This window comes from Pseudomonas sp. NFACC39-1, from assembly GCF_900110355.1.
In the GTDB taxonomy this organism is placed as follows: Bacteria; Pseudomonadota; Gammaproteobacteria; order Pseudomonadales; family Pseudomonadaceae; genus Aquipseudomonas; species Aquipseudomonas tehranensis.
Genome location: NZ_FODL01000012.1, coordinates 124,539 through 143,957, shown reverse-complemented (window position 1 = coordinate 143,957; position 19,419 = coordinate 124,539). Strand labels below are relative to the sequence as shown.

At 61.4% G+C, this 19,419-nt stretch carries 14 protein-coding genes; 10 read left to right on the top strand and 4 right to left on the bottom strand.

Annotated features, from left to right (window positions below):
• Window positions 1–373: 373 nt before the first annotated feature.
• The 9 genes from betI to yccS all read left to right on the top strand — a co-directional run bounded on the left by betI (window position 374) and on the right by yccS (window position 14,657).
• Window positions 374–994, top strand: coding sequence for a transcriptional regulator BetI (betI, locus tag BMY45_RS22420; protein WP_092401663.1), 621 nt, complete (start codon window positions 374–376; stop codon window positions 992–994).
• Window positions 995–1,074: 80 nt separating this feature from the next.
• Window positions 1,075–2,547, top strand: coding sequence for a betaine-aldehyde dehydrogenase (betB, locus tag BMY45_RS22415; protein ID WP_092401660.1), 1,473 nt, complete (start codon window positions 1,075–1,077; stop codon window positions 2,545–2,547).
• Between the two features lie 253 nt (window positions 2,548–2,800).
• On the top strand, window positions 2,801–4,504 hold the full coding sequence (betA, locus tag BMY45_RS22410; protein ID WP_092401657.1) for a choline dehydrogenase: 1,704 nt from the start codon (window positions 2,801–2,803) through the stop codon (window positions 4,502–4,504).
• 367 nt (window positions 4,505–4,871) lie between these two features.
• Window positions 4,872–6,314: a TldD/PmbA family protein gene (locus BMY45_RS22405; protein ID WP_092401654.1), complete on the top strand. Its 1,443-nt coding sequence runs from the start codon at window positions 4,872–4,874 to the stop codon at window positions 6,312–6,314.
• Window positions 6,314–7,651 (top strand): metallopeptidase TldD-related protein, encoded by a 1,338-nt coding sequence (locus tag BMY45_RS22400; protein WP_092401651.1) that lies wholly within the window; start codon window positions 6,314–6,316, stop codon window positions 7,649–7,651. Before BMY45_RS22405 ends, BMY45_RS22400 begins: the two co-directional genes overlap by 1 nt.
• Before the next feature lie 211 nt (window positions 7,652–7,862).
• On the top strand, window positions 7,863–9,290 hold the full coding sequence (mdtD, locus tag BMY45_RS22395) for a multidrug transporter subunit MdtD (RefSeq protein ID WP_092401648.1): 1,428 nt from the start codon (window positions 7,863–7,865) through the stop codon (window positions 9,288–9,290).
• A 303-nt stretch (window positions 9,291–9,593) separates the two neighbouring features.
• Entirely contained in the window at window positions 9,594–10,931 is a 1,338-nt protein-coding gene (dbpA, locus tag BMY45_RS22390; RefSeq protein ID WP_256244261.1) for an ATP-dependent RNA helicase DbpA, read from the top strand.
• Between the two features lie 143 nt (window positions 10,932–11,074).
• Window positions 11,075–12,253: a BaiN/RdsA family NAD(P)/FAD-dependent oxidoreductase gene (locus tag BMY45_RS22385; protein ID WP_092401645.1), complete on the top strand. Its 1,179-nt coding sequence runs from the start codon at window positions 11,075–11,077 to the stop codon at window positions 12,251–12,253.
• A 220-nt stretch (window positions 12,254–12,473) separates the two neighbouring features.
• On the top strand, window positions 12,474–14,657 hold the full coding sequence (yccS, locus tag BMY45_RS22380) for a YccS family putative transporter (RefSeq protein ID WP_092401642.1): 2,184 nt from the start codon (window positions 12,474–12,476) through the stop codon (window positions 14,655–14,657).
• A 118-nt stretch (window positions 14,658–14,775) separates the two neighbouring features.
• On the opposite strand, the gene BMY45_RS22375 is transcribed toward yccS, so the two are convergent.
• Window positions 14,776–15,513, bottom strand: a complete 738-nt coding sequence (locus tag BMY45_RS22375; protein WP_092401639.1) for a substrate-binding periplasmic protein — start codon at window positions 15,511–15,513, stop codon at window positions 14,776–14,778.
• A 261-nt stretch (window positions 15,514–15,774) separates the two neighbouring features.
• On the opposite strand from BMY45_RS22375, the gene BMY45_RS22370 reads away from it, so the two are divergent.
• Entirely contained in the window at window positions 15,775–16,227 is a 453-nt protein-coding gene (locus BMY45_RS22370; protein ID WP_092401636.1) for a GNAT family N-acetyltransferase, read from the top strand.
• 124 nt (window positions 16,228–16,351) lie between these two features.
• Here the strand turns inward: BMY45_RS22370 and BMY45_RS22365 are convergent, their stop codons facing one another.
• Genes BMY45_RS22365 through BMY45_RS22355 form a run of 3 tightly spaced genes read right to left on the bottom strand, consistent with a single transcriptional unit; the run spans window position 16,352 to window position 19,320 of the window.
• Window positions 16,352–16,648, bottom strand: coding sequence for a winged helix-turn-helix domain-containing protein (locus tag BMY45_RS22365; protein ID WP_092401633.1), 297 nt, complete (start codon window positions 16,646–16,648; stop codon window positions 16,352–16,354).
• A gap of 4 nt (window positions 16,649–16,652) precedes the next feature.
• Complete coding sequence (locus tag BMY45_RS22360) at window positions 16,653–17,156, bottom strand: M48 metallopeptidase family protein (protein ID WP_092401630.1); 504 nt, start codon at window positions 17,154–17,156, stop codon at window positions 16,653–16,655.
• 40 nt (window positions 17,157–17,196) lie between these two features.
• Window positions 17,197–19,320: a putative bifunctional diguanylate cyclase/phosphodiesterase gene (locus BMY45_RS22355; protein ID WP_092401627.1), complete on the bottom strand. Its 2,124-nt coding sequence runs from the start codon at window positions 19,318–19,320 to the stop codon at window positions 17,197–17,199.
• Window positions 19,321–19,419 lie beyond the last annotated feature (99 nt).

Here is a 19,419-nt window from a genome sequence, read left to right as displayed (position 1 = left end):
CTGCGCGTAGGAGCTGCCGAAGGCTGCGATCTTTTGATCTTTCGCTCAGGACTCAATTGTCTGGGAAAAGATCGCAGCCTCGTTGCACTCGACAGCTCCTACACCGCAACCCAGCGGGAGCAAACTCCCACGCCACGAGGGGCAGGCGTGACCGCCGTTTGCTCGGCAACCAACCAACGAGTGTTATAAAGACATCCCGAAAAAGTCCTCGCCCCCTGTTCTGCGGGTTTTCACACATGAATCCCGACAAACAGCGACGACTTGTCATAGAACTTTGTTTTTGTTGATTGAACGTTCAATTAAAACAAAATAGACTGGCCTTCATTCCGATAGACCTCACTCGTCCATCGGATGGCCTAAGGAGATGTACCAGATGCCCAAGGTCGGTATGCAACCCATCCGCCGCCAGCAATTGATCGAAGCCACTATGCAAGCGGTCGATCAGGTCGGAATGGGGGACGCCAGCATTGCGCTGATCGCCCGCTTGGCCGGTGTCTCCAACGGCATCATCAGCCACTACTTCAAGGACAAGAATGGCCTGATCGCGGCCACGGCCCAGTACCTGATGACTGTCCTGAGCGATAACGTCACCGCACGCCGTCAGGCGTTGGAGGACCCAAGCCCACGGGCTCACCTGCAGGTGATCATCGAAGGCAACTTCGACGCCAGCCAGGTCAATGGCCCGGCAATGAAAACCTGGTTGGCCTTCTGGGCCACCAGCATGCATCACCCGTCTTTGCACAGGTTGCAGCGGATCAACGATCACCGTCTGTATTCCAACCTGTGTTGCCAGTTCCGCCGCGTGTTGCCCCTCGATGAGGCACGCAGCGCGGCACGGGGCCTGGCCGCGTTGATTGACGGTTTGTGGCTGCGCGGGGCGCTGTCGGGAGACGCGTTCGATACCGCCCAGGCGCACCGGATCGCTTACGAATACATGGATTTCCAACTGGCCAAGGCAGGGGTAACAGAGCACACAGAACCGCTCGGCTCCTGAACCGCCACCGAACCGCGTAGTCAGCTGTAGACGACACGCTCCGGTGGTCAGCCAACCACTCATGCACTTGCGAGGACTTTATGGCCCGTTTCGAACTGCAAAAACTCTACATCGATGGCGCGTACAGCGATGCCAGCGGCGACGCCACTTTCGAAGCCATCAACCCTGCCAACGGTGAAGTACTCGCCCAGGTGCAGCGGGCCACGAAAGAAGACGTCGAGCGCGCCGTGGTCAGCGCCGAAAAAGGCCAGAAGGTCTGGGCCGCAATGACCGCCATGCAGCGCTCGCGCATCCTGCGCCGCGCCGTGGACATCCTGCGCGAGCGCAACGATGAACTGGCCGCTCTGGAAACCCTCGACACCGGCAAGGCCTACTCCGAAACCCGCTACGTCGACATCGTCACCGGCGCCGACGTGCTGGAATACTACGCAGGCCTGGTGCCGGCCATCGAAGGTGAACAGGTGCCGCTGCGCACCACTTCGTTTGTCTACACCCGCCGCGAACCCCTGGGCGTGGTGGCCGGCATCGGCGCGTGGAACTACCCGATCCAGATCGCGTTGTGGAAATCGGCACCGGCCCTGGCAGCTGGCAACGCGATGATCTTCAAGCCGAGCGAAGTCACCTCGCTGACCACCCTGAAACTGGCCGAGATCTACACCGAAGCCGGCGTTCCAGCGGGTGTGTTCAACGTGCTGACTGGCAGCGGCCGTGAAGTCGGCACCTGGCTGACCGAGCACCCGCGCATCGAGAAAATCTCGTTCACCGGTGGCACCGACACCGGCAAGAAAGTCATGGCCAGCGCCTCGAGCTCGTCGCTCAAGGACGTGACCATGGAACTGGGCGGCAAGTCACCGCTGATCATCTTCGACGACGCCGACCTGGATCGCGCCGCCGACACCGCGATGATGGCCAACTTCTACAGCTCCGGCCAGGTCTGCACCAACGGCACCCGCGTGTTCGTGCCGAGCCATCTCAAGGCGGCTTTCGAAGCCAAGATCGCCGAGCGCGTGGCGCGTATTCGCATCGGCAATCCAGAAGATGAAAACACCAACTTCGGGCCGCTGGTGAGCTTCGCCCACATGGAAAGCGTGTTGGGCTACATCGAGAAAGGCAAAGCCGAAGGCGCGCGCCTGCTGTGCGGCGGCGCTCGTTTGACCGACGGCGAATTGGCCAAGGGTGCGTTTGTTGCACCGACCGTATTCACCGATTGCACCGACGAGATGACCATCGTGCGCGAAGAAATCTTTGGTCCGGTGATGAGCATCCTCACCTACGAAACCGAAGAAGAAGTGATCCGCCGCGCCAACGACACCGACTTCGGCCTCGCCGCGGGCGTCGTGACCCGCGACTTGAACCGCGCTCACCGCGTGATTCATCAGCTCGAAGCCGGCATCTGCTGGATCAACGCCTGGGGCGAATCGGCGGCAGAGATGCCAGTCGGTGGCTACAAGCAATCGGGCGTGGGCCGGGAGAACGGCATCAGTTCGCTGAACAACTTCACGCGCATCAAATCGGTACAGGTCGAACTGGGCGAATACGCCTCAGTGTTCTGATCTGACGCCGAACTTGAGACTGGGGCCTTTGTGGCGAGGGAGCTTGCTCCCGCTGGGCTGCGGTGTAGGAGCTGTCGAGTGCAACGAGGCTGCGATTTTTTCCCAGACAATTGAGTCCTGAGCGAAAGATCAAAAGATCGCAGCCTTCGGCAGCTCCTACGCGCAGCCGAACGAGGATAAATCCCCTCGCCACAGGTTGCTCGGCGTCAAGGCAAACCGCGACCTGAACCCAATTCAAAAGAGGGTGCATTTCATGTCCCACGTATTCGATTACATCATCATCGGTGCCGGTTCGGCCGGTAACACCCTGGCCACCCGCCTGACCGAAGACGAAGGCGTCACCGTCCTGCTGCTCGAAGCCGGTGGGCCGGACTATCGCCTGGATTTCCGCACGCAAATGCCCGCCGCCCTGGCGTTCCCGCTGCAGGGTCGCCGCTACAACTGGGCCTACGAGACCGACCCGGAGCCGCACATGAACGGCCGTCGCATGGAATGCGGTCGCGGCAAGGGCCTGGGCGGTTCTTCGCTGATCAACGGGATGTGTTACATCCGCGGCAACGCCCTGGACTACGACAACTGGGCCAAGCTGCCAGGCCTGGAAGACTGGACCTATCTGGATTGCCTGCCGTATTTTCGCAAAGCCGAAACCCGCGACATTGGCCCGAATGATTACCATGGCGGCGACGGCCCGGTCAGCGTGACCACGCCCAAGGCCGGTAACAACCCGCTGTTCCACGCCATGGTCGAAGCCGGCGTGCAGGCCGGTTACCCGCGTACCGACGACCTCAACGGCTACCAGCAGGAAGGTTTCGGCCCGATGGACCGCACCGTCACGCCCAACGGTCGTCGCGCCAGCACCGCGCGCGGTTACCTGGACGTGGCCAAGAAGCGCTCGACACTGACCATCGTCACCCATGCCCTGACCGACAAGATCGTGTTCGAAGGCAAACGCGCGGTCGGCGTGCGTTATCTGGTGGGCGCGGCTGAAGAGCGCGTCGAGGCCCGAGCGCGCAAGGAAGTGCTGCTGTGTTCCGGCGCCATCGCCTCGCCGCAGATCCTGCAACGCTCCGGCGTCGGCCCGGCCAAACTGCTGGAAAGCCTCGACATCCCGGTGGTCCATGATTTGCCGGGCGTCGGTGAAAACCTCCAGGACCATCTGGAGCTGTACCTGCAATACGCGTGCACCCAGCCGGTCTCGCTGTACCCGTCGCTGCTCTGGTACAACCAGCCGGCCATCGGTGCCGAATGGCTGTTCAACGGCACCGGCATCGGCGCCAGTAACCAGTTCGAAGCCGGCGGTTTCATCCGCACCCGCCCGGACTTCGATTGGCCGAACATCCAGTACCACTTCCTGCCGGTGGCGATTAACTACAACGGCAGCAACGGCGTGAAGGAACACGGTTTCCAGGCACACATGGGCTCCATGCGCTCGCCCAGCCGTGGCCGGATCCAGGCCAAGTCCAAGGACCCGCGCCAGCACCCGAGCATCCTGTTCAACTACATGGCCACCGAGCAGGACTGGCAGGAATTTCGCGACGGCATCCGCCTGACCCGCGAGATCATGCAACAGCCGGCGCTCGACCCGTTCCGGGGGCGTGAAATCAGTCCGGGCATCGAGGTGCAGACTGACGAGCAATTGGACCAGTTCATCCGCGAACACGCCGAAACCGCTTTCCATCCGTCCTGCTCGTGCAAGATGGGCACCGACGACATGGCGGTGGTGGACGGCGAAGGCCGCGTGCATGGCATGCAAGGGCTGCGCGTGGTCGATGCCTCGATCATGCCGATCATCACCACCGGCAACCTGAATGCGCCAACGATCATGATCGCCGAGAAAATCGCCGACAAGATCCGTGGCCGCCAGCCATTGCCACGCAGCACCGCGCCGTACTACGTGGCCGGCGACGCGCCGGTGCGGGGTAAGCCGATGCGGGAAGTGGGGCCTCTGGCGCAATAAGGCATCACACCGCTATCGCGAGCAGGCTCGCTCCCACATAGAGGCCTTGGCGGACACGGATTTTGTGTCCGACATCCGTCAACTGTGGGAGCGGGCTTGCTCGCGAAAGCGGTGGGTCAGCTTGCAACAATGTTGGATGTACCGCCGTATTCGCGAGCAAGCCCGCTCCCACAATGGGTACGGCGGCCGGCACGGATTCCGTGCTTACCAAAGATCCAATGTGGGAGCGAGCCTGCTCGCGATGGCGTCCGACCTGACATTCCAAATCCCCATCTACCTTGATCCCTCCCCCACCCAGGCCTAATCTAGAGCCGTCGCGTCAATGCGCCGCACCTCGCTGCACCGCCACTCCAGACAAGGAGGTTCCATGTTCGATGTCCACCCCCAGCTCAAGCAGCGGTTTGCTGCCTTGCGCACGGGCGCTGAGTTCTTTTCCCTGCGCTACGTGCGCGAGTCCGGCCAGCATCTGTCGGTGCGCAAGAACATCGCCGAACCGCCCAGCCTGGGCCGTGATGAAGGGGCGATGCTGACCGTGCGGGTCGACGGTGTCGAGGCCTATGCGGCCACCAACGACCTGTCCCAGGCCGGCCTGCAAGCGGCGCTGGAGCGAGCCGAACAACAAGCCCGCCGGCTCAAGCCACACGCCCTGCTCGACTTGCGCAAGCAGGCGGTCTCCAGCGACCGCGCCGACTACTTCTCGCCTCACTTCGACCAGGCGTTCCCGTCCCTCAACGATTGCTATCAGTTACTGGGCGACGAATCCGCCGCGGTGCCCAAGGATGAGCGCCTGGTGAACTGGCAGGTCAGCATCGGCCTGACCCAGGTCGAGCAGATCTACCTCAACAGCGCCGGCGCCGAACTGCGCCAAGCCCAACGCTTTGTTTATCCAGCCCTGGACGTCACCGCCTTCGACGGCAACGACAGCCAGACCCGCACCCTGGGCCGTGAGAACTTCGGCCAGCAAGGCGGCTTCGATGTCATCCACCGCTGCGGCCTGATCGGTGCCGCACCAAAAATCGCTGACCAGGCCCTGCAATTGCTCCTGGCGCCGAACACCCCGCAAGGCCCGCGTGACCTGCTGTTGATGCCCGACCAGATGATGCTGCAGATCCACGAGTCCATCGGTCACCCGCTGGAACTGGACCGCATCCTGGGAGACGAGCGTAATTACGCCGGCACCAGTTTCGTCACGACCGACGACTTCGGGCATCTGCAATACGGCTCCCAGCTATTGAACGTGACCTTCGACCCGAACGTTCCCGAAGAACTGGCCAGCTACAGCCATGACGACGATGGCACCGCCGCCAGCAAAGAATTTCTGATTCGTGAAGGGCTGTTGCTGCGCCCGCTGGGTGGTGCGCTGTCGCAATTTCGCGCAGGCCTGAGCGGGGTCGCCAACAGCCGCGCCTGTGGCTGGAATCGCCCGCCCATCGACCGCATGGCGAACCTGAACATCGAGCCCAGCGACCAGTCGTTGGAGCAACTGATCCAGGGCATCGAACACGGCGTGCTGATGCGCACCAACCGCTCCTGGTCCATCGACGATGCCCGCAACAAATTCCAGTTCGGTTGCGAGTGGGGCCAATTGATCGAAAACGGCGAGCTCAAGGGCGTGGTGAAAAACCCCAACTACCGGGGCATTTCCGCGCAATTCTGGAAAAGCCTGCGGGCGGTGGGCGACGCCAGTACCGCTCAGGTCCTGGGCACGCCAAATTGTGGCAAGGGCGAACCGAACCAGGTCATCCGCGTCGGCCATGCCTCGCCGGCGTGCGTGTTCAGCAATGTGGCAGTGTTTGGGGGAGATGCCTGATGAGCACCGTCAATAATCAGGCCGTGGCCTTCAAGGCGTTGGTCGACTGGCTGCGTGAAGCCCTGCATGAGCCGGAACAATTCACCCTCGGCTACGCCGCCGAATCCTCGGCCTTCGTGCGCTTCAACCATGGCAAGGTCCGCCAGGCCGGGCAGGTGCAACAGGCCAATGTCAGTTTCAAACTGATCGACAACGGCCGCCATGCGGATCTGCAGATCACCTTGTCCGGCGAGCCCGAAACCGACCAGCATCGCCTGGCCGAAGGTCTGCAACAGTTGCGCGAAACCCTGCCACTGCTGCCACCCGATCCGTACCTGCTGCTCAACCACAACCACTGGCAGAGCCACAACTTGCAGGACCATCCGTTGCCGGACACTGACCAGGCGGTGGCCGAAATCACTCGCGCCGCCGACGGCCTGGACTTGGTCGGCTTCTATGCCGCCGGCCCCATCAGCCGGGGCTTCGCCAGTTCTTCGGGGGCGTTCGGCTGGCATCAGGCCAATAGCTTCAACTTCGATTTCAGCCTGTTCCATGAAAACGGCCAGGCGGTAAAAGCCAGCTACGCCGGCCACGAATGGAGCAGCGAAGGCTTTGCCAGGCGCTTTGAACAGGCCCGCGAACAGTTGGCGTTTTTGGGCCGCCCCTTGCGCACACTGCCGCCCGGTGAATACCGCGCCTACCTGGCACCAGCGGCGATGGAAGAAATCATGGGCATGCTCAGCTGGGGCGGGTTTTCGGCCCGGGCCATTGCCAGCAAGCAAAGTCCGTTGCAGAAGTTCTACGCAAACGAAGCCAGCTTGAGCCCCGATGTGTGGCTGAGTGAGCAGGTCAGCGGTTCTTTGAGCCCGGCATTTTCCGACGAAGGTTATCCGCGCGATGACTTGGGCCTGATCGTCAAAGGCATGGCCGGTGCACAGTTGATCAACTCCCGCAGCGCCGCTGAGCACGGCCTGAACGCCAACGGCGCCAGCAGCTACGAATACCCCACGGCGCTGGTGATGAACCAAGGCCAGCTCGAGCAGCAAGACATCCTCGAACACCTTGGCACCGGGCTGTACATCAGCAACCTCTGGTATTTGAATTACTCGGACCAACCGGCCGCGCGCCTGACCGGCATGACCCGCTTCGCCACGTTCTGGGTCGAGAACGGCCAGATCGTCGCGCCAGTCAGCACCATGCGTTTCGACGACAGTGTCTACAGCCTGCTCGGTTCACAACTCGAAGGCCTGAGCCGGGAGCGGGAACTTCTGCTCTCGGCCAGCACCTACAGCCAGCGGGCCACGGCTTCGATGCTGTTGCCGGGAGCACTGGTCAAGCGCTTGACCTTGACGTTGTAGTACCAACCCTAAGCAAACCTGCGAAGGCGATTACTTGTGGCGAGGGGATTTATCCCCGCTGGGTTGCGAAGCAGCCCTAAAAACTATCACCTGGTGTATCTGGTTAACTGCATTCAATTGCTTTGGGGGCGCTCCGCGCCCCAGCGGGGATAAATCCCCTCGCCACAACAGCGGCACCCGTTCCTGATCAACACGCCATACAAGAGGCCCCATGCCCAACCGCGCACCGCTCGACGCTGTCACCGCCCGCTGGCTTCCTTGGGTCGTGGCGATTGCCTTCTTCATGCAGTCCCTGGACGGGACCATCCTCAACACCGCCCTGCCCGCCATGGCCAGCGACCTGGCGGAGAACCCGCTGCGCATGCAGGGCGTGATCATTGCCTACATGCTCACCGTGGCGCTGCTGATCCCGGCCTCGGGCTGGATCGCCGACCGCTTCGGTACCAAGAAGATTTTCTTCGGCGCGATCCTGTTGTTCAGCTTCGGCTCGTTGCTCTGCGCCTTGTCCAATTCGTTGTCCATGCTGATCGGTGCCCGGGTGATCCAGGGCCTGGGCGGCGCGCTGATGCTGCCGGTGGGCAGGTTGGTCGTGTTGCGGGCCTACCCACGCTCGGAACTGGTGCGGATCATGGGTTTCATCACCATTCCTGGCCTGCTCGGCCCGCTGATCGGCCCGACCATGGGCGGCTGGATGGTGGAGTACCTGACCTGGCACTGGATCTTCATCATCAACCTGCCGGTGGGCGTGCTGGGTTGCTACGCGGTGTGGAAATTCATCCCGGACCTGCGCGGCAGCGAGCGTACGCGGTTCGATGGCCTGGGCTTTTTGCTGTTTGGCGCGGCGATGGTGCTGATCACCATCGCCATGGAAGGCCTGGGTGAACTGCACCTGCCGCACTTGCGCGTGATGTTGCTGCTGTTCGCCGGCATGGCCTGCCTGGCGGCTTATTGGCTACGGGCCGGGCACATCGAAAATCCGCTGTTCGCACCGTCGCTGTTCAAGACCCGGACGTTCGCCGTGGGGATTCTCGGCAACCTGTTCGCCCGCCTGGGCAGCGGCGCCCTGCCGTTCCTGGTGCCGTTGCTGCTGCAAGTGGCCCTGGGCTATTCACCGTCCCAGGCCGGGATGAGCATGTTGCCCCTGGCGGCAGCCGCAATGGTCGCCAAATCCGTGGCCCGGCCTTTGATCGAGCGCTTCGGCTACCGCAGCGTGTTGACCGGCAACACCCTGGCCTTGGGGCTGATGCTGGCGAGTATGGGCCTGGTCAGCGAACAGACGCCGTACTGGTTGCTGCTGGCGCAACTGGCGGTGCTGGGGGCGATCAACTCGTTGCAGTTCACCGCGATGAACACCGTGACCCTGATTGACCTGGACGACGCCAGCGCCAGCAGCGGCAACAGCCTGCTGTCGGTGGTGGCGCAACTGTCCCTGAGCCTGGGCGTGGCCTGCGCCGGCGCGCTGCTCGGCGGCTTTACCGCCCAAGTCGGCAACGACGGGGTGGACACCGTGCTCGGCGCGTTCCAGTTGACGTTCCTGACGGTGGGCATCATGGCGATGCTGGCGGCGACGATTTTTTCGCAGCTGTCGAAAGAGGATGGGCGGCGGACCAAGCGGCCGGATGAGCATATCGAGCACTGACCAGACTCGGTGAGCTTTCGTGGCGAGGGAGCTTGCTCCCGCTCGGCTGCGCAGCAGTCGCAATCCAGGCGACACGAACTTTCAGGTACTCCGTGTTGGCCGGTTTGGGGGCGCTTCGCACCCCAGCGGGAGCAAGCTCCCTCGCCACAGGGAATTCGTCCGCTTCAGAACTGCGCCACAGCTCGTCCAGAACTTTCGAGAAAAGTGGCACGAGGCTGCTACACTGCGCGACATTTTGTTTTGCAGGCCAGTCCCGTGACCACCATTGCCACCGCTTTTAATACTCTGCCGCTGTCCGCCGCCATGCTGGCTAACCTCGAATCCCTCGGTTATGCCCAGATGACGCCGATCCAGGCGCAGAGCTTGCCGGTGATCCTCAAGGGCATGGATCTGATCGCCCAGGCCAAGACCGGCAGCGGCAAGACCGCGGCCTTCGGCATCGGCCTGCTGAACCCGATCAACCCGCGCTTCTTCGGCTGCCAGGCACTGGTGATCTGCCCGACTCGCGAGCTGGCCGATCAGGTCGCCAAGGAAATTCGGCGCCTGGCCCGCGCCGAAGACAACATCAAGGTCCTGACCCTGTGTGGCGGCGTGTCGTTTGGCCCGCAGATCGCTTCCCTGGAGCACGGCGCCCACATCATCGTCGGCACGCCAGGGCGCATCCAGCAGCACCTGCGCAAGGGCTCGCTGGTGCTGGACGGCCTCAACACGCTGATCCTCGATGAAGCCGACCGTATGCTCGACATGGGCTTCTACGACGCCATCGAAGACATCATCCAGCAGACCCCGGAGCGCCGTCAGACCTTGCTGTTCTCCGCCACCTACCCGGTGGGTATCAAGCAGCTGTCGTCCAAGTTCATGCGCAACCCGCAGCAGGTCAAGGCCGAAGCCTTTCACTCCGACGCGCAGATCGAGCAGCGTTTCTATGAAATCTCCCCCGAGGAGCGCATGGACGCCGTGGTCAAGGTGCTGGCGCATTTCCGTCCGGCTTCCTGCGTGGCGTTCTGCTTCACCAAACAGCAAGTCCAGGAAACCGTCGACCATCTGACATCCAAAGGTATCTCGGCGGTCGGCCTGCATGGCGATCTGGAACAGCGTGACCGCGATCAGGTGCTGGCGATGTTCGCCAACCGCAGCACCTCGGTGCTGGTCGCCACCGATGTGGCGGCCCGTGGCCTGGACATCGACGCACTGGACATGGTGATCAACGTCGAACTGGCCCGTGACTCGGAAATTCACATTCACCGTGTCGGCCGCACCGGGCGTGCGGGTGAAAAAGGCATCGCCATCAGCCTGGTGGCGCCGTCCGAAGCCCACCGCGCCCAAGCGATCGAGCAGTTGCAGAAGTCGCCACTGAGCTGGGACCAGTTGGACAACCTCAAGCCCCAGGGCGGCGGCCCGCTGCTGCCGGCCATGAGTACCCTGTGCATTGGTGCCGGGCGCAAAGACAAAGTCCGCCCCGGCGACATCCTCGGCGCCCTCACCGGCGACGCCGGCATCCCCGGCGCCCAGGTCGGCAAGATCGCGATTTTCGACTTCCAGGCCTATGTTGCCGTGGAGCGCGGAATCGCCAAACAGGCCCTGCAACGCCTGAACGATGGCAAGATCAAGGGCCGCTCGTTGCGGGTGCGGATCCTGTAACTCCAACAGAAATCAAACTGTGGGAGCGAGCCTGCTCGCGATGACGGACTGTCAGACAACATCAATGTTGAATGTACCGGCCTCATCGCGAGCAGGCTCGCTCCCACAATGGGTTTTGTGGTGACATTTAGAGGGACACCGTTTTGCGCTCTACCGAAGTCGTGATCATTGGCGCTGGCGCCGCGGGGTTGATGTGCGCGCTGACCGCCGCAGGGCGCGGACGGCAGGTAATGTTGCTGGACCACGCCAACAAGGCCGGCAAGAAAATCCTCATGTCCGGCGGTGGACGCTGCAATTTCACCAACATGTACACCGAACCGAGCAATTTTCTCTCGCAGAACCCGCATTTTTGCAAGTCGGCCCTGGCCCGCTACACCCAGTGGGATTTCATCGCCCTGGTGGCCAAGCACGGCGTGCCGTATCACGAGAAAAAACTCGGCCAGTTGTTCTGTGATAACAAGTCCAGCGACATCCTTGGCCTGCTGCTGGACGAATGCGACCAGGCCGGCGTCAAGCTGCACCTGGACACCTCGATCGAGCGCATCGAGAAAACCGAAAGCGGCTACCTGCTGCAAACTACCCTCGGGGCCATCACCTGCCAATCCTTGGTGATTGCAACGGGCGGGCTGTCGATCCCGACGTTGGGCGCGACCGGTTTCGGTTATCAGGTGGCCAAACAGTTCGGCCACCAACTGCTGCCAACCCGTGCCGGGCTGGTGCCGTTCACCATCACCGACCAGCTCAAGGCGTTGTGCACCGAACTTTCGGGCACTTCAGTGGATTGCCTGGTGAGCTGCAACGAGCAGAGTTTTCGCGAGAACATCCTGTTTACCCACCGCGGCCTCAGCGGCCCGGCGATCCTGCAGATTTCCTCGTTCTGGGAACCGGGTGACACGGTGCAGATCAACCTGCTGCCCGACCATGACGTGCCGAGCTGGCTGCAACAGCAACAGGCCGAACGCCCCAACAGCGAACTGAAAACCCTGCTGGGCGAATTGTTCACCAAGAAGATGGCCACCCTGCTGGCCGACACCTGGTTCGTCTCCAAACCCATGAAGCAATACACCCACGCCGAACTGGCAGACATTGCCGAGAAACTGGCGAGCTGGAATGTCGTCCCGGCCGGCACCGAAGGCTACCGCACCGCCGAAGTGACCCTGGGCGGCGTCGATACCCGGGAAGTGTCCTCCAAGACCATGGAATCTCTGAAAAGCCCCGGGCTGTATTTCATTGGCGAAGTGCTGGACGTCACCGGACACCTGGGCGGCTTCAACTTCCAATGGGCCTGGGCTTCAGGTTACGCCGCCGCGCAATACGTCTGACACAACACACATCAAATGTGGGAGCGGGCTTGCTCGCGAATGCGGTGAGTCAATCAATTCGATGCTGGCTGACACACCGTATTCGCGAGCAAGCCCGCTCCCACAGTAGGTCGGCGGTGCATCCCGGAACACTTTTTGCTGCCGGATGTGATCGCCGCCATTGCGTCGGCGTCATTACTGCCTCAATTTAGCGTCATTGCCCGTCAGGCCCGTGCACTTCATGTCATCGACCTCGTTTAGTCAGTCTCTGCGTCGCCTTTGGGCGTTGGATAAATTCAGTTATAGCGTGCGGGTGTTCATCGCCCTGACCGGCAGCATGGCGCTGTGTTGGTATCTGGATAAGATGGCGCTGCTGATCCCGCTGTTCCTGGGCATCATCGCCAGCGCCCTGGCCGAGACCGATGACAGCTGGCAGGGCCGCCTCAACGCGCTGGCCGTGACCCTGGTGTGCTTCACCATCGCGGCGCTGTCGGTGGAATTGCTGTTCCCTTATCCGGTTCTGTTCATCGTTGCCCTGGCGCTGGCGAGCTTCGCCCTGACCATGCTCGGTGCGTTGGGCGAGCGCTATGGCGCCATTGCCTACGGCACATTGATTCTCTCGGTCTACACCATGATCGGCGTGGACCAGCGCGGTGGCGCGGTCACCGATTTCTGGCACGAACCTTTGCTGCTGGTGGCCGGTGCAGCTTGGTACGGCCTGCTCTCGGTGCTGTGGCAGGCGCTGTTTTCCAACCAGCCGGTGCAGCAAAGCCTGGCGCGGCTGTTCCGCGAGCTGGGACGCTACCTGAAGCTCAAATCATCGCTCTTCGAGCCAATCCGCCAACTGGATGTCGAAGCCCGACGCCTGGAACTGGCCCAGCAGAACGGCCGAGTGGTCGCCGCGCTTAACGCGGCGAAGGAAATCATCCTGCACCGCGTCGGCAACGGGCGACCAGGCTCGAAGGTCAGCCGTTACCTGAAGCTGTACTTCCTCGCCCAGGATATCCACGAGCGCGCCAGCTCTTCCCACTACCCCTACAACGCGCTGGCCGAGGCGTTCTTTCACAGCGACGTGCTGTTCCGCTGCCAACGCCTGCTGCGCCAGCAAGGTAAAGCCTGCCAAGCGTTGGCCGAGTCGATCCAACTGCGCCAGCCATTCGTCTATGACGCCAGCTTCGCCGAGGCCTTGAATGACCTGCACGCCTCCCTCGAACACCTGCGGATCCAAAGCAACCCGGCCTGGCGCGGGTTGCTGCGTTCACTGCGGGCCTTGTCGGCGAACCTTGGCACCATGGACCGCCTGCTCAGCGACGCGAGCAACCCCGACGCCCTGGCCGACGCCACCGATAGCAGCCTGCTGGATCGCTCACCGCGCAACCTGAAGGACGTCTGGGTCCGCTTGCGTACACAGCTCACGCCCACTTCGCTGCTATTCCGGCATGCCCTGCGCCTGCCCCTGGCGCTGAGTGTGGGTTATGCCATGGTGCATCTGATCCACCCGTCCCAGGGCTACTGGATCATTCTCACCACGCTGTTCGTGTGCCAACCCAACTACGGCGCCACCCGGCGCAAGCTCGGCCAACGGATCATCGGCACCGCCATCGGCCTGACGGTGGCCTGGGCGCTGTTCGATCTGTTTCCCAACCCCCTGGTGCAATCGTCTTTCGCCATCGCCGCCGGGGTGGTGTTCTTTACCAATCGCACGACCCGCTACACCCTGGCGACCGCCGCGATCACGATCATGGTGCTGTTCTGTTTCAACCAGGTGGGCGACGGCTATGGACTGCTGTTGCCCCGACTGTTCGATACGCTGCTCGGCAGCCTGATCGCCGGCCTTGCGGTATTCCTGTTCCTGCCGGACTGGCAAGGCCGCCGGTTGAACAAAGTGCTGGCCAACACGCTGACCTGCAACAGCATTTACCTGCGCCAGATCATGCAGCAGTACGCTGCCGGCAAAAGCGATGACCTGGCCTATCGCCTGGCCCGACGCAACGCCCACAACGCCGACGCCGCATTGTCCACCACCCTGGCAAACATGCTGATGGAACCGGGGCATTTCCGTAAGGAAGCCGATGTCGGGTTCCGCTTTCTAGTGCTGTCCCACACCCTGCTCAGCTACTTGTCAGGCCTGGGCGCCCATCGGGACACCCAGTTGCCTGCAGACGTGCGCGAACACCTGATAGACGGCGCGGGGGTGAAACTGGCCGCGAGCATCGACGAAATCGCCCAGGGCCTTGCGAGCAAACAACCGATAGCGGTCCAAAGCGACGAGGAAGAAGCCTTGGCCAATGAGCTTGAGCAGATGCCCGATGAAATCGACGAGGGCCAGCGGCTGGTGCAGACGCAACTGGGGTTGATCTGCCGTCAGTTGGGGCCGCTGCGCACATTGGCCGCGCATCTGGTCAAAGATACTAGCCAGGCTTGAGCAATGTGGTGAATGGACCGGCTCTTCGCGAGCAAGCCCGCTCCCAAAGGGTACAGGTTCCAAGTGTGGGAGCGGGCTTGCTCGCGAAGGGGCCAGTACTGCCACCGCAATCCCAAGATCACATCCCGTGCGCCTTCAATAACCGCGCATAACTACCATCGGCCTTCATCGCCGCAATCTCCCGATCGAATCCCGCGACAATCTGCTCGTGCTGGGGGTTCTTCAGGCTGACCAGGATGTGCAGGCTGTTTTCACTCAGTGGCTTGGGCATGAACTCCACGGCGTTGCGCACCTTGGCCGATTCACGAGCCAGGTAATAACGGGCGACGAACTCATCTTCCAGGGTCAGCTTCACCCGACCGGCAGCGAGCATGCGCACGGCCATTGCAAAGTTATGCACAGGGACTTTCTGCAATTGCCGATCCTCATCGAACGCCTTGGCGTAGGCGTATCCGCGGACCACGGCGATGGGATAGGCATACAGCTGCTGCAGGTTCTCGTACTGGATGGGTGCGTCCTTGCGCTTGATGAAGCGCACGCGGTTGAGCAGGTACTCAGCCGAGAAACGGCCCACATGGGTACGTTCTTCGCTGTACCAGGCGTTGATCAGCACGTCATAGCGCCCCTCGCCGATGCCCAGCATCGCCCGGGCCCAAGGCACCTGCTCAAAGTCACTGGCATAACCGGCCCGCGCCAGGGCGGTACTGACGATATCGGTCGCCAGGCCCCCATTGACCAGCGTGGTGTCGGTAAAGGGTGGCCAGCCATCTGCCACCAGACGCAACTTTTGCGCGCAGGCGTTGTGGCTCAGCAACAGCAACCCGACCAAAGCAAGAGCTCGATGCAATCGCGGCATGCCAAACATCCTTGACGGGTTCAAAGCCCGGTTTGTTTTTAGCCGAATCTCAAGAGATGTCGTCAGACATCCGGTCCTAACATTAGCTCAGTGGAACCGCTGCGCAGCGCTGGATTGAAGATTACACAAAGAAGGCCACACCGCGACAATTCGATGATGGCATTTTGGCCTTTGTCACAGATTTTTACAGTTGTGCAAGAAAGAGACTTCCGCAACCAGCCCGCTTAATATCGGCATCAGGTTCTTCAGGAAATTCAAAAAATGGATATCGACTGGGTCTGCAAACATCACAGTGACCTGAGCAAGGAACAGCTGTACGCCATCCTCAAATTGCGCGCCGAAGTCTTCGTCGTCGAGCAGAACTGCCCCTACCTGGACGTCGACGGCCTGGACCTGGAGGGCGATACCTGCCACCTGATGGCCTGGCAGGACAATCATCTGGTGGCTTACCTTCGCTTGCTCGATCCGCATTCGCAAAACAGTGACGTGGTCATCGGGCGCGTGGTCATCGCCCCCCAGGCACGGGGACAGGGGATGGGTCATAAGCTGATGGAACAGGGCCTCAAGCAGGCCGAGCGGCACTGGCCCGGTACATCGATCTCACTGTCGGCACAGGCACATCTGCAGGGGTATTACGCGCGGTATGGGTTTGGCGTGGTGGGTATCGAGTATATGGAAGACGGCATTCCACACATTGGTATGCATCGACCCTGAAAACGCATCGCGAGCAGGCTCGCTCCCACATTGATCTGCAGTGGACATTTGATTTTATGCACGACTGGGGTCCACTGTGGGAGCGAGCCTGCTCGCGATAGCGCCAACCCAGACACCGCCGATGTCAGGGATACTCCAACACCGCTTTAATCCGCTGCAAATTCCCCTCGATCCACCGCCGATCAATCGCCCCCCAATCACGGATCCGATAATGCCCGGCATGGTTACGGGCGCCCTCTAGCTGCTCGAATTCACACACGATATCCAGGTCCGCCAGCGCTGCCACGGTGTCCTGGGCGGTGCGTCGCGGCATGCCGGTGACCTCGGTGAGCGCGGGAATGTTGCTGGCCACGCCGCTATCAATCAGGTAGGCCACATACAAACGACGATAGAAACTGCTTTTGGTCTTGCTGACGTCCATTCGGTCATTCCTTGGAGGGTTGCAGATCGCGCCAGGTCAGGTACACCCGCAAGTCGAATTCCAACTGGTGATACCCCGGCAGCATGTGCTCGCAGAGTTGGTAGAACGCTTTGTTGTGGTCCGACTCCTTGAAGTGGGCCAGTTCGTGCACCACGATCATTTTCAAAAACTCAGGTGCCGCGTCCTTGAACAGCGAAGCGATACGAATTTCTTTCTTGGCCTTGAGCTTACCGCCCTGCACCCGTGAAATCGCAGTGTGCAGGCCAAGTGCACGGTGGGTCAGGTCCAAGCGATTGTCGAACAGCACCTTGTCGATAGCGGGCGCGTTACGCAGGTATTGTTGTTTGAGGTCCAGCGCATAACCGTACAAGGCCTTGTCGCTCTGGACCGAGTGCCGGTCGGGATAGCGCTGCTGCAAGTAGTCGCCCAGCCGATCCTGGGCAATCAGTTGCTGCACTTGGGCTTGCAGGGCGGCGGGGTAAGCCTGGAGGTATTTGAGCGCGATCATCGGCGGCAACACAGTCACAAAAGGCCCCAGTGTAGCGAATTCAGACCTGTATCGCGCTCCAGTCAAATGGCCGGGCAAAGGCATCGGTGTCTTCGGCCATCAAGGGCCGCGCTACCAGGAACCCCTGCACATACTCGCAGCCGTGGGCCTTGAGCCAGTGATATTGCTCAGGCGTCTCTACGCCCTCGGCGATCACCCGCAAACCCAATTGCTTGCACAAATCGATGACCGACGCCGCCAGTGCCGCATCCCGGGGTGAGCCTGGCAAACGGGCGATCAGGTGTCGATCAAGCTTGAGGGTGTCGAGTTCCAGATCCCGCAGATGCGCCAGCGAGCAGGGGCCGGAACCGAAATCATCCAACGCCACCCGCACCCCCAGGTTATGCAGCAGCCGCAGTTGTTTATGGGTTTCGTCGGGGTTGCGCATCAGTGCATCTTCAGTCACCTCGACCTCAAGTTGCCGGGGTTTGAGGGCATGTCGCTCCAGGACCTGGCGCAGTTCGGTCACCAGGTTAGGCAAACCGAACTGGGTGCTGCTCAGGCTCACCCCCAGTACCAGATCATCAGCGAACAAGCGCTCCCAGACTTTACGCTGGGCCGCGCTGCGATGATAAATCCAGCTCCCCAGCCGACTGATCAATCGGGCCTCTTCCAACAATGGCAAGAACAAGCCCGGCGGTACATCGCCCACGCTGGGGTGCTGCCAGCGCAACAGCGCCTCGAACCCGCGAATCCGTCCGTCGGCGACAGCTACCTGAGGCTGGTAGACCATATTGAAATCGCGGTTTTCGATGGCCGAGCGCACACTTTCCTCAAGCATCAGCCGCGAACGGGCTCGACCGTTCATTTCGTGATCGTAAAAACGGTATTGCTGACGGCCAGCGCGCTTGGCCTCGTACATGGCGATGTCGGACGCGCGCAGCAGACCGTCGAGATTGGCGCCGCAGTCGGGGTACGTCGCGATGCCGATGCTGGCCCCCAGCGTTACGTCCATGCCCTCGATCTGTTGGCAGATAGACACCCGTTCGATAAGTTTCTCGGCAATCTTGGCCGCTTGCTCGGGTACTTCCAGATCCAGCAGGGCCGTGAACTCATCGCCGCCAAGACGGGCCAGAATGTCGAACGGGCGCAGGCACGCCTTCAGTTGTTCCGACACCCAGCGCAACACGCGGTCACCGGCATCATGGCCCAACGAATCATTGACCCGTTTGAAGCCATCCAGGTCCAGGTACAACAGCACCCAGTTGCTTTCCAGTCGCTCGCTGCGCATCAGCAGGTTTTCGGCTGTCTGATAAAACCCCCTGCGGTTGAGCAGACCGGTCAGCGGGTCAGTGACGGCCTGGTATTCGAGTTGCTGGTGCAAGTGACGCACCACCGACATGTCCTGAAGCGTTACCACCATTGCCTTCTGCTCCGCAGGCAGGGGCGCACAAGACAAGGCCACCGACACCTGCTGACCAGGCGCGGTGCGCAGGACCGCATCGTGCAGGCGCCAGGTCTGCCCCCGGCAGTAGGCGACATGGATATCGGAGCCGCTCCACTCGGGAATATGGGGTTTTTGCAGGAAATCCAGGAGCGGCATTCCCTGCAACTGCTCGGCGGTGGCATTAAGCAGCCGGCAGGTAGACGGATTGGCGAAGCGAATACACCCGCTTTCATCCACCACGAGGATGCCTTCGGCGGCGTTATCCAGCACCGAGGCGTTGAAAGCCCTGGCCGCTTCCAGATCCTGGCTCAGGCGCTGCAAGGCCCGGCGATTGCGCTGGTGTTCAAGCAGGGCATGAACCTTGGGTTTGAGAATCTGCGGATCGAAGGGTTTGAACAGGTAATCCACGGCACCGCTGGCATAGCCCTTGATCACCGCATCCTGGGATTGCTCGTTGGCGGTCAGGAAAATGATCGGGGTCAGCCGTGTGCGCTGGCTGCCGCGCATCAGACGCGCCACCTCAAAACCGTCCATGTCGGGCATCTGCACATCCAGCAGGACGAGGTCGATGTCATGTTCGAGTAGAAGGTTAAGGGCCTCGACACCGGAGGATGCGGTCATCACCTTCCAATCCTGACGCTGCAACAACGCTCGCATGCTGAGCAGGTTTTCAGGGTAATCATCAACTATCAAAAGGACGGAACTGTCTTCGCCAAGCGGTGGTTGCACGCATTCCATGCTGCTTCTCTTATCGGGCGTCACGTCCGTCCTGACGTAGCAAGGCGGACAAATACTGTGTCCTCACTCTAGACCGTGATTCTGAAAAGCAGTAGGTGT

Bases quoted from the DNA above. Each gene is read 5' to 3' on its own strand.
- BMY45_RS22400 (WP_092401651.1), top strand. From the start codon at position 6,314: ATGAGCACCGTCAATAATCAGGCCGTGGCCTTCAAGGCGTTGGTCGAC.
- mdtD (WP_092401648.1), top strand. From the start codon at position 7,863: ATGCCCAACCGCGCACCGCTCGACGCTGTCACCGCCCGCTGGCTTCCT.
- yccS (WP_092401642.1), top strand. From the start codon at position 12,474: ATGTCATCGACCTCGTTTAGTCAGTCTCTGCGTCGCCTTTGGGCGTTG.
- BMY45_RS22370 (WP_092401636.1), top strand. From the start codon at position 15,775: ATGGATATCGACTGGGTCTGCAAACATCACAGTGACCTGAGCAAGGAA.
- betB (WP_092401660.1), top strand. From the start codon at position 1,075: ATGGCCCGTTTCGAACTGCAAAAACTCTACATCGATGGCGCGTACAGC.
- betI (WP_092401663.1), top strand. From the start codon at position 374: ATGCCCAAGGTCGGTATGCAACCCATCCGCCGCCAGCAATTGATCGAA.
- dbpA (WP_256244261.1), top strand. From the start codon at position 9,594: ATGCTGGCTAACCTCGAATCCCTCGGTTATGCCCAGATGACGCCGATC.
- BMY45_RS22405 (WP_092401654.1), top strand. From the start codon at position 4,872: ATGTTCGATGTCCACCCCCAGCTCAAGCAGCGGTTTGCTGCCTTGCGC.
- betA (WP_092401657.1), top strand. From the start codon at position 2,801: ATGTCCCACGTATTCGATTACATCATCATCGGTGCCGGTTCGGCCGGT.
- BMY45_RS22375 (WP_092401639.1), bottom strand. From the start codon at position 15,513: ATGCCGCGATTGCATCGAGCTCTTGCTTTGGTCGGGTTGCTGTTGCTG.
- BMY45_RS22355 (WP_092401627.1), bottom strand. From the start codon at position 19,320: ATGGAATGCGTGCAACCACCGCTTGGCGAAGACAGTTCCGTCCTTTTG.
- BMY45_RS22360 (WP_092401630.1), bottom strand. From the start codon at position 17,156: ATGATCGCGCTCAAATACCTCCAGGCTTACCCCGCCGCCCTGCAAGCC.
- BMY45_RS22365 (WP_092401633.1), bottom strand. From the start codon at position 16,648: ATGGACGTCAGCAAGACCAAAAGCAGTTTCTATCGTCGTTTGTATGTG.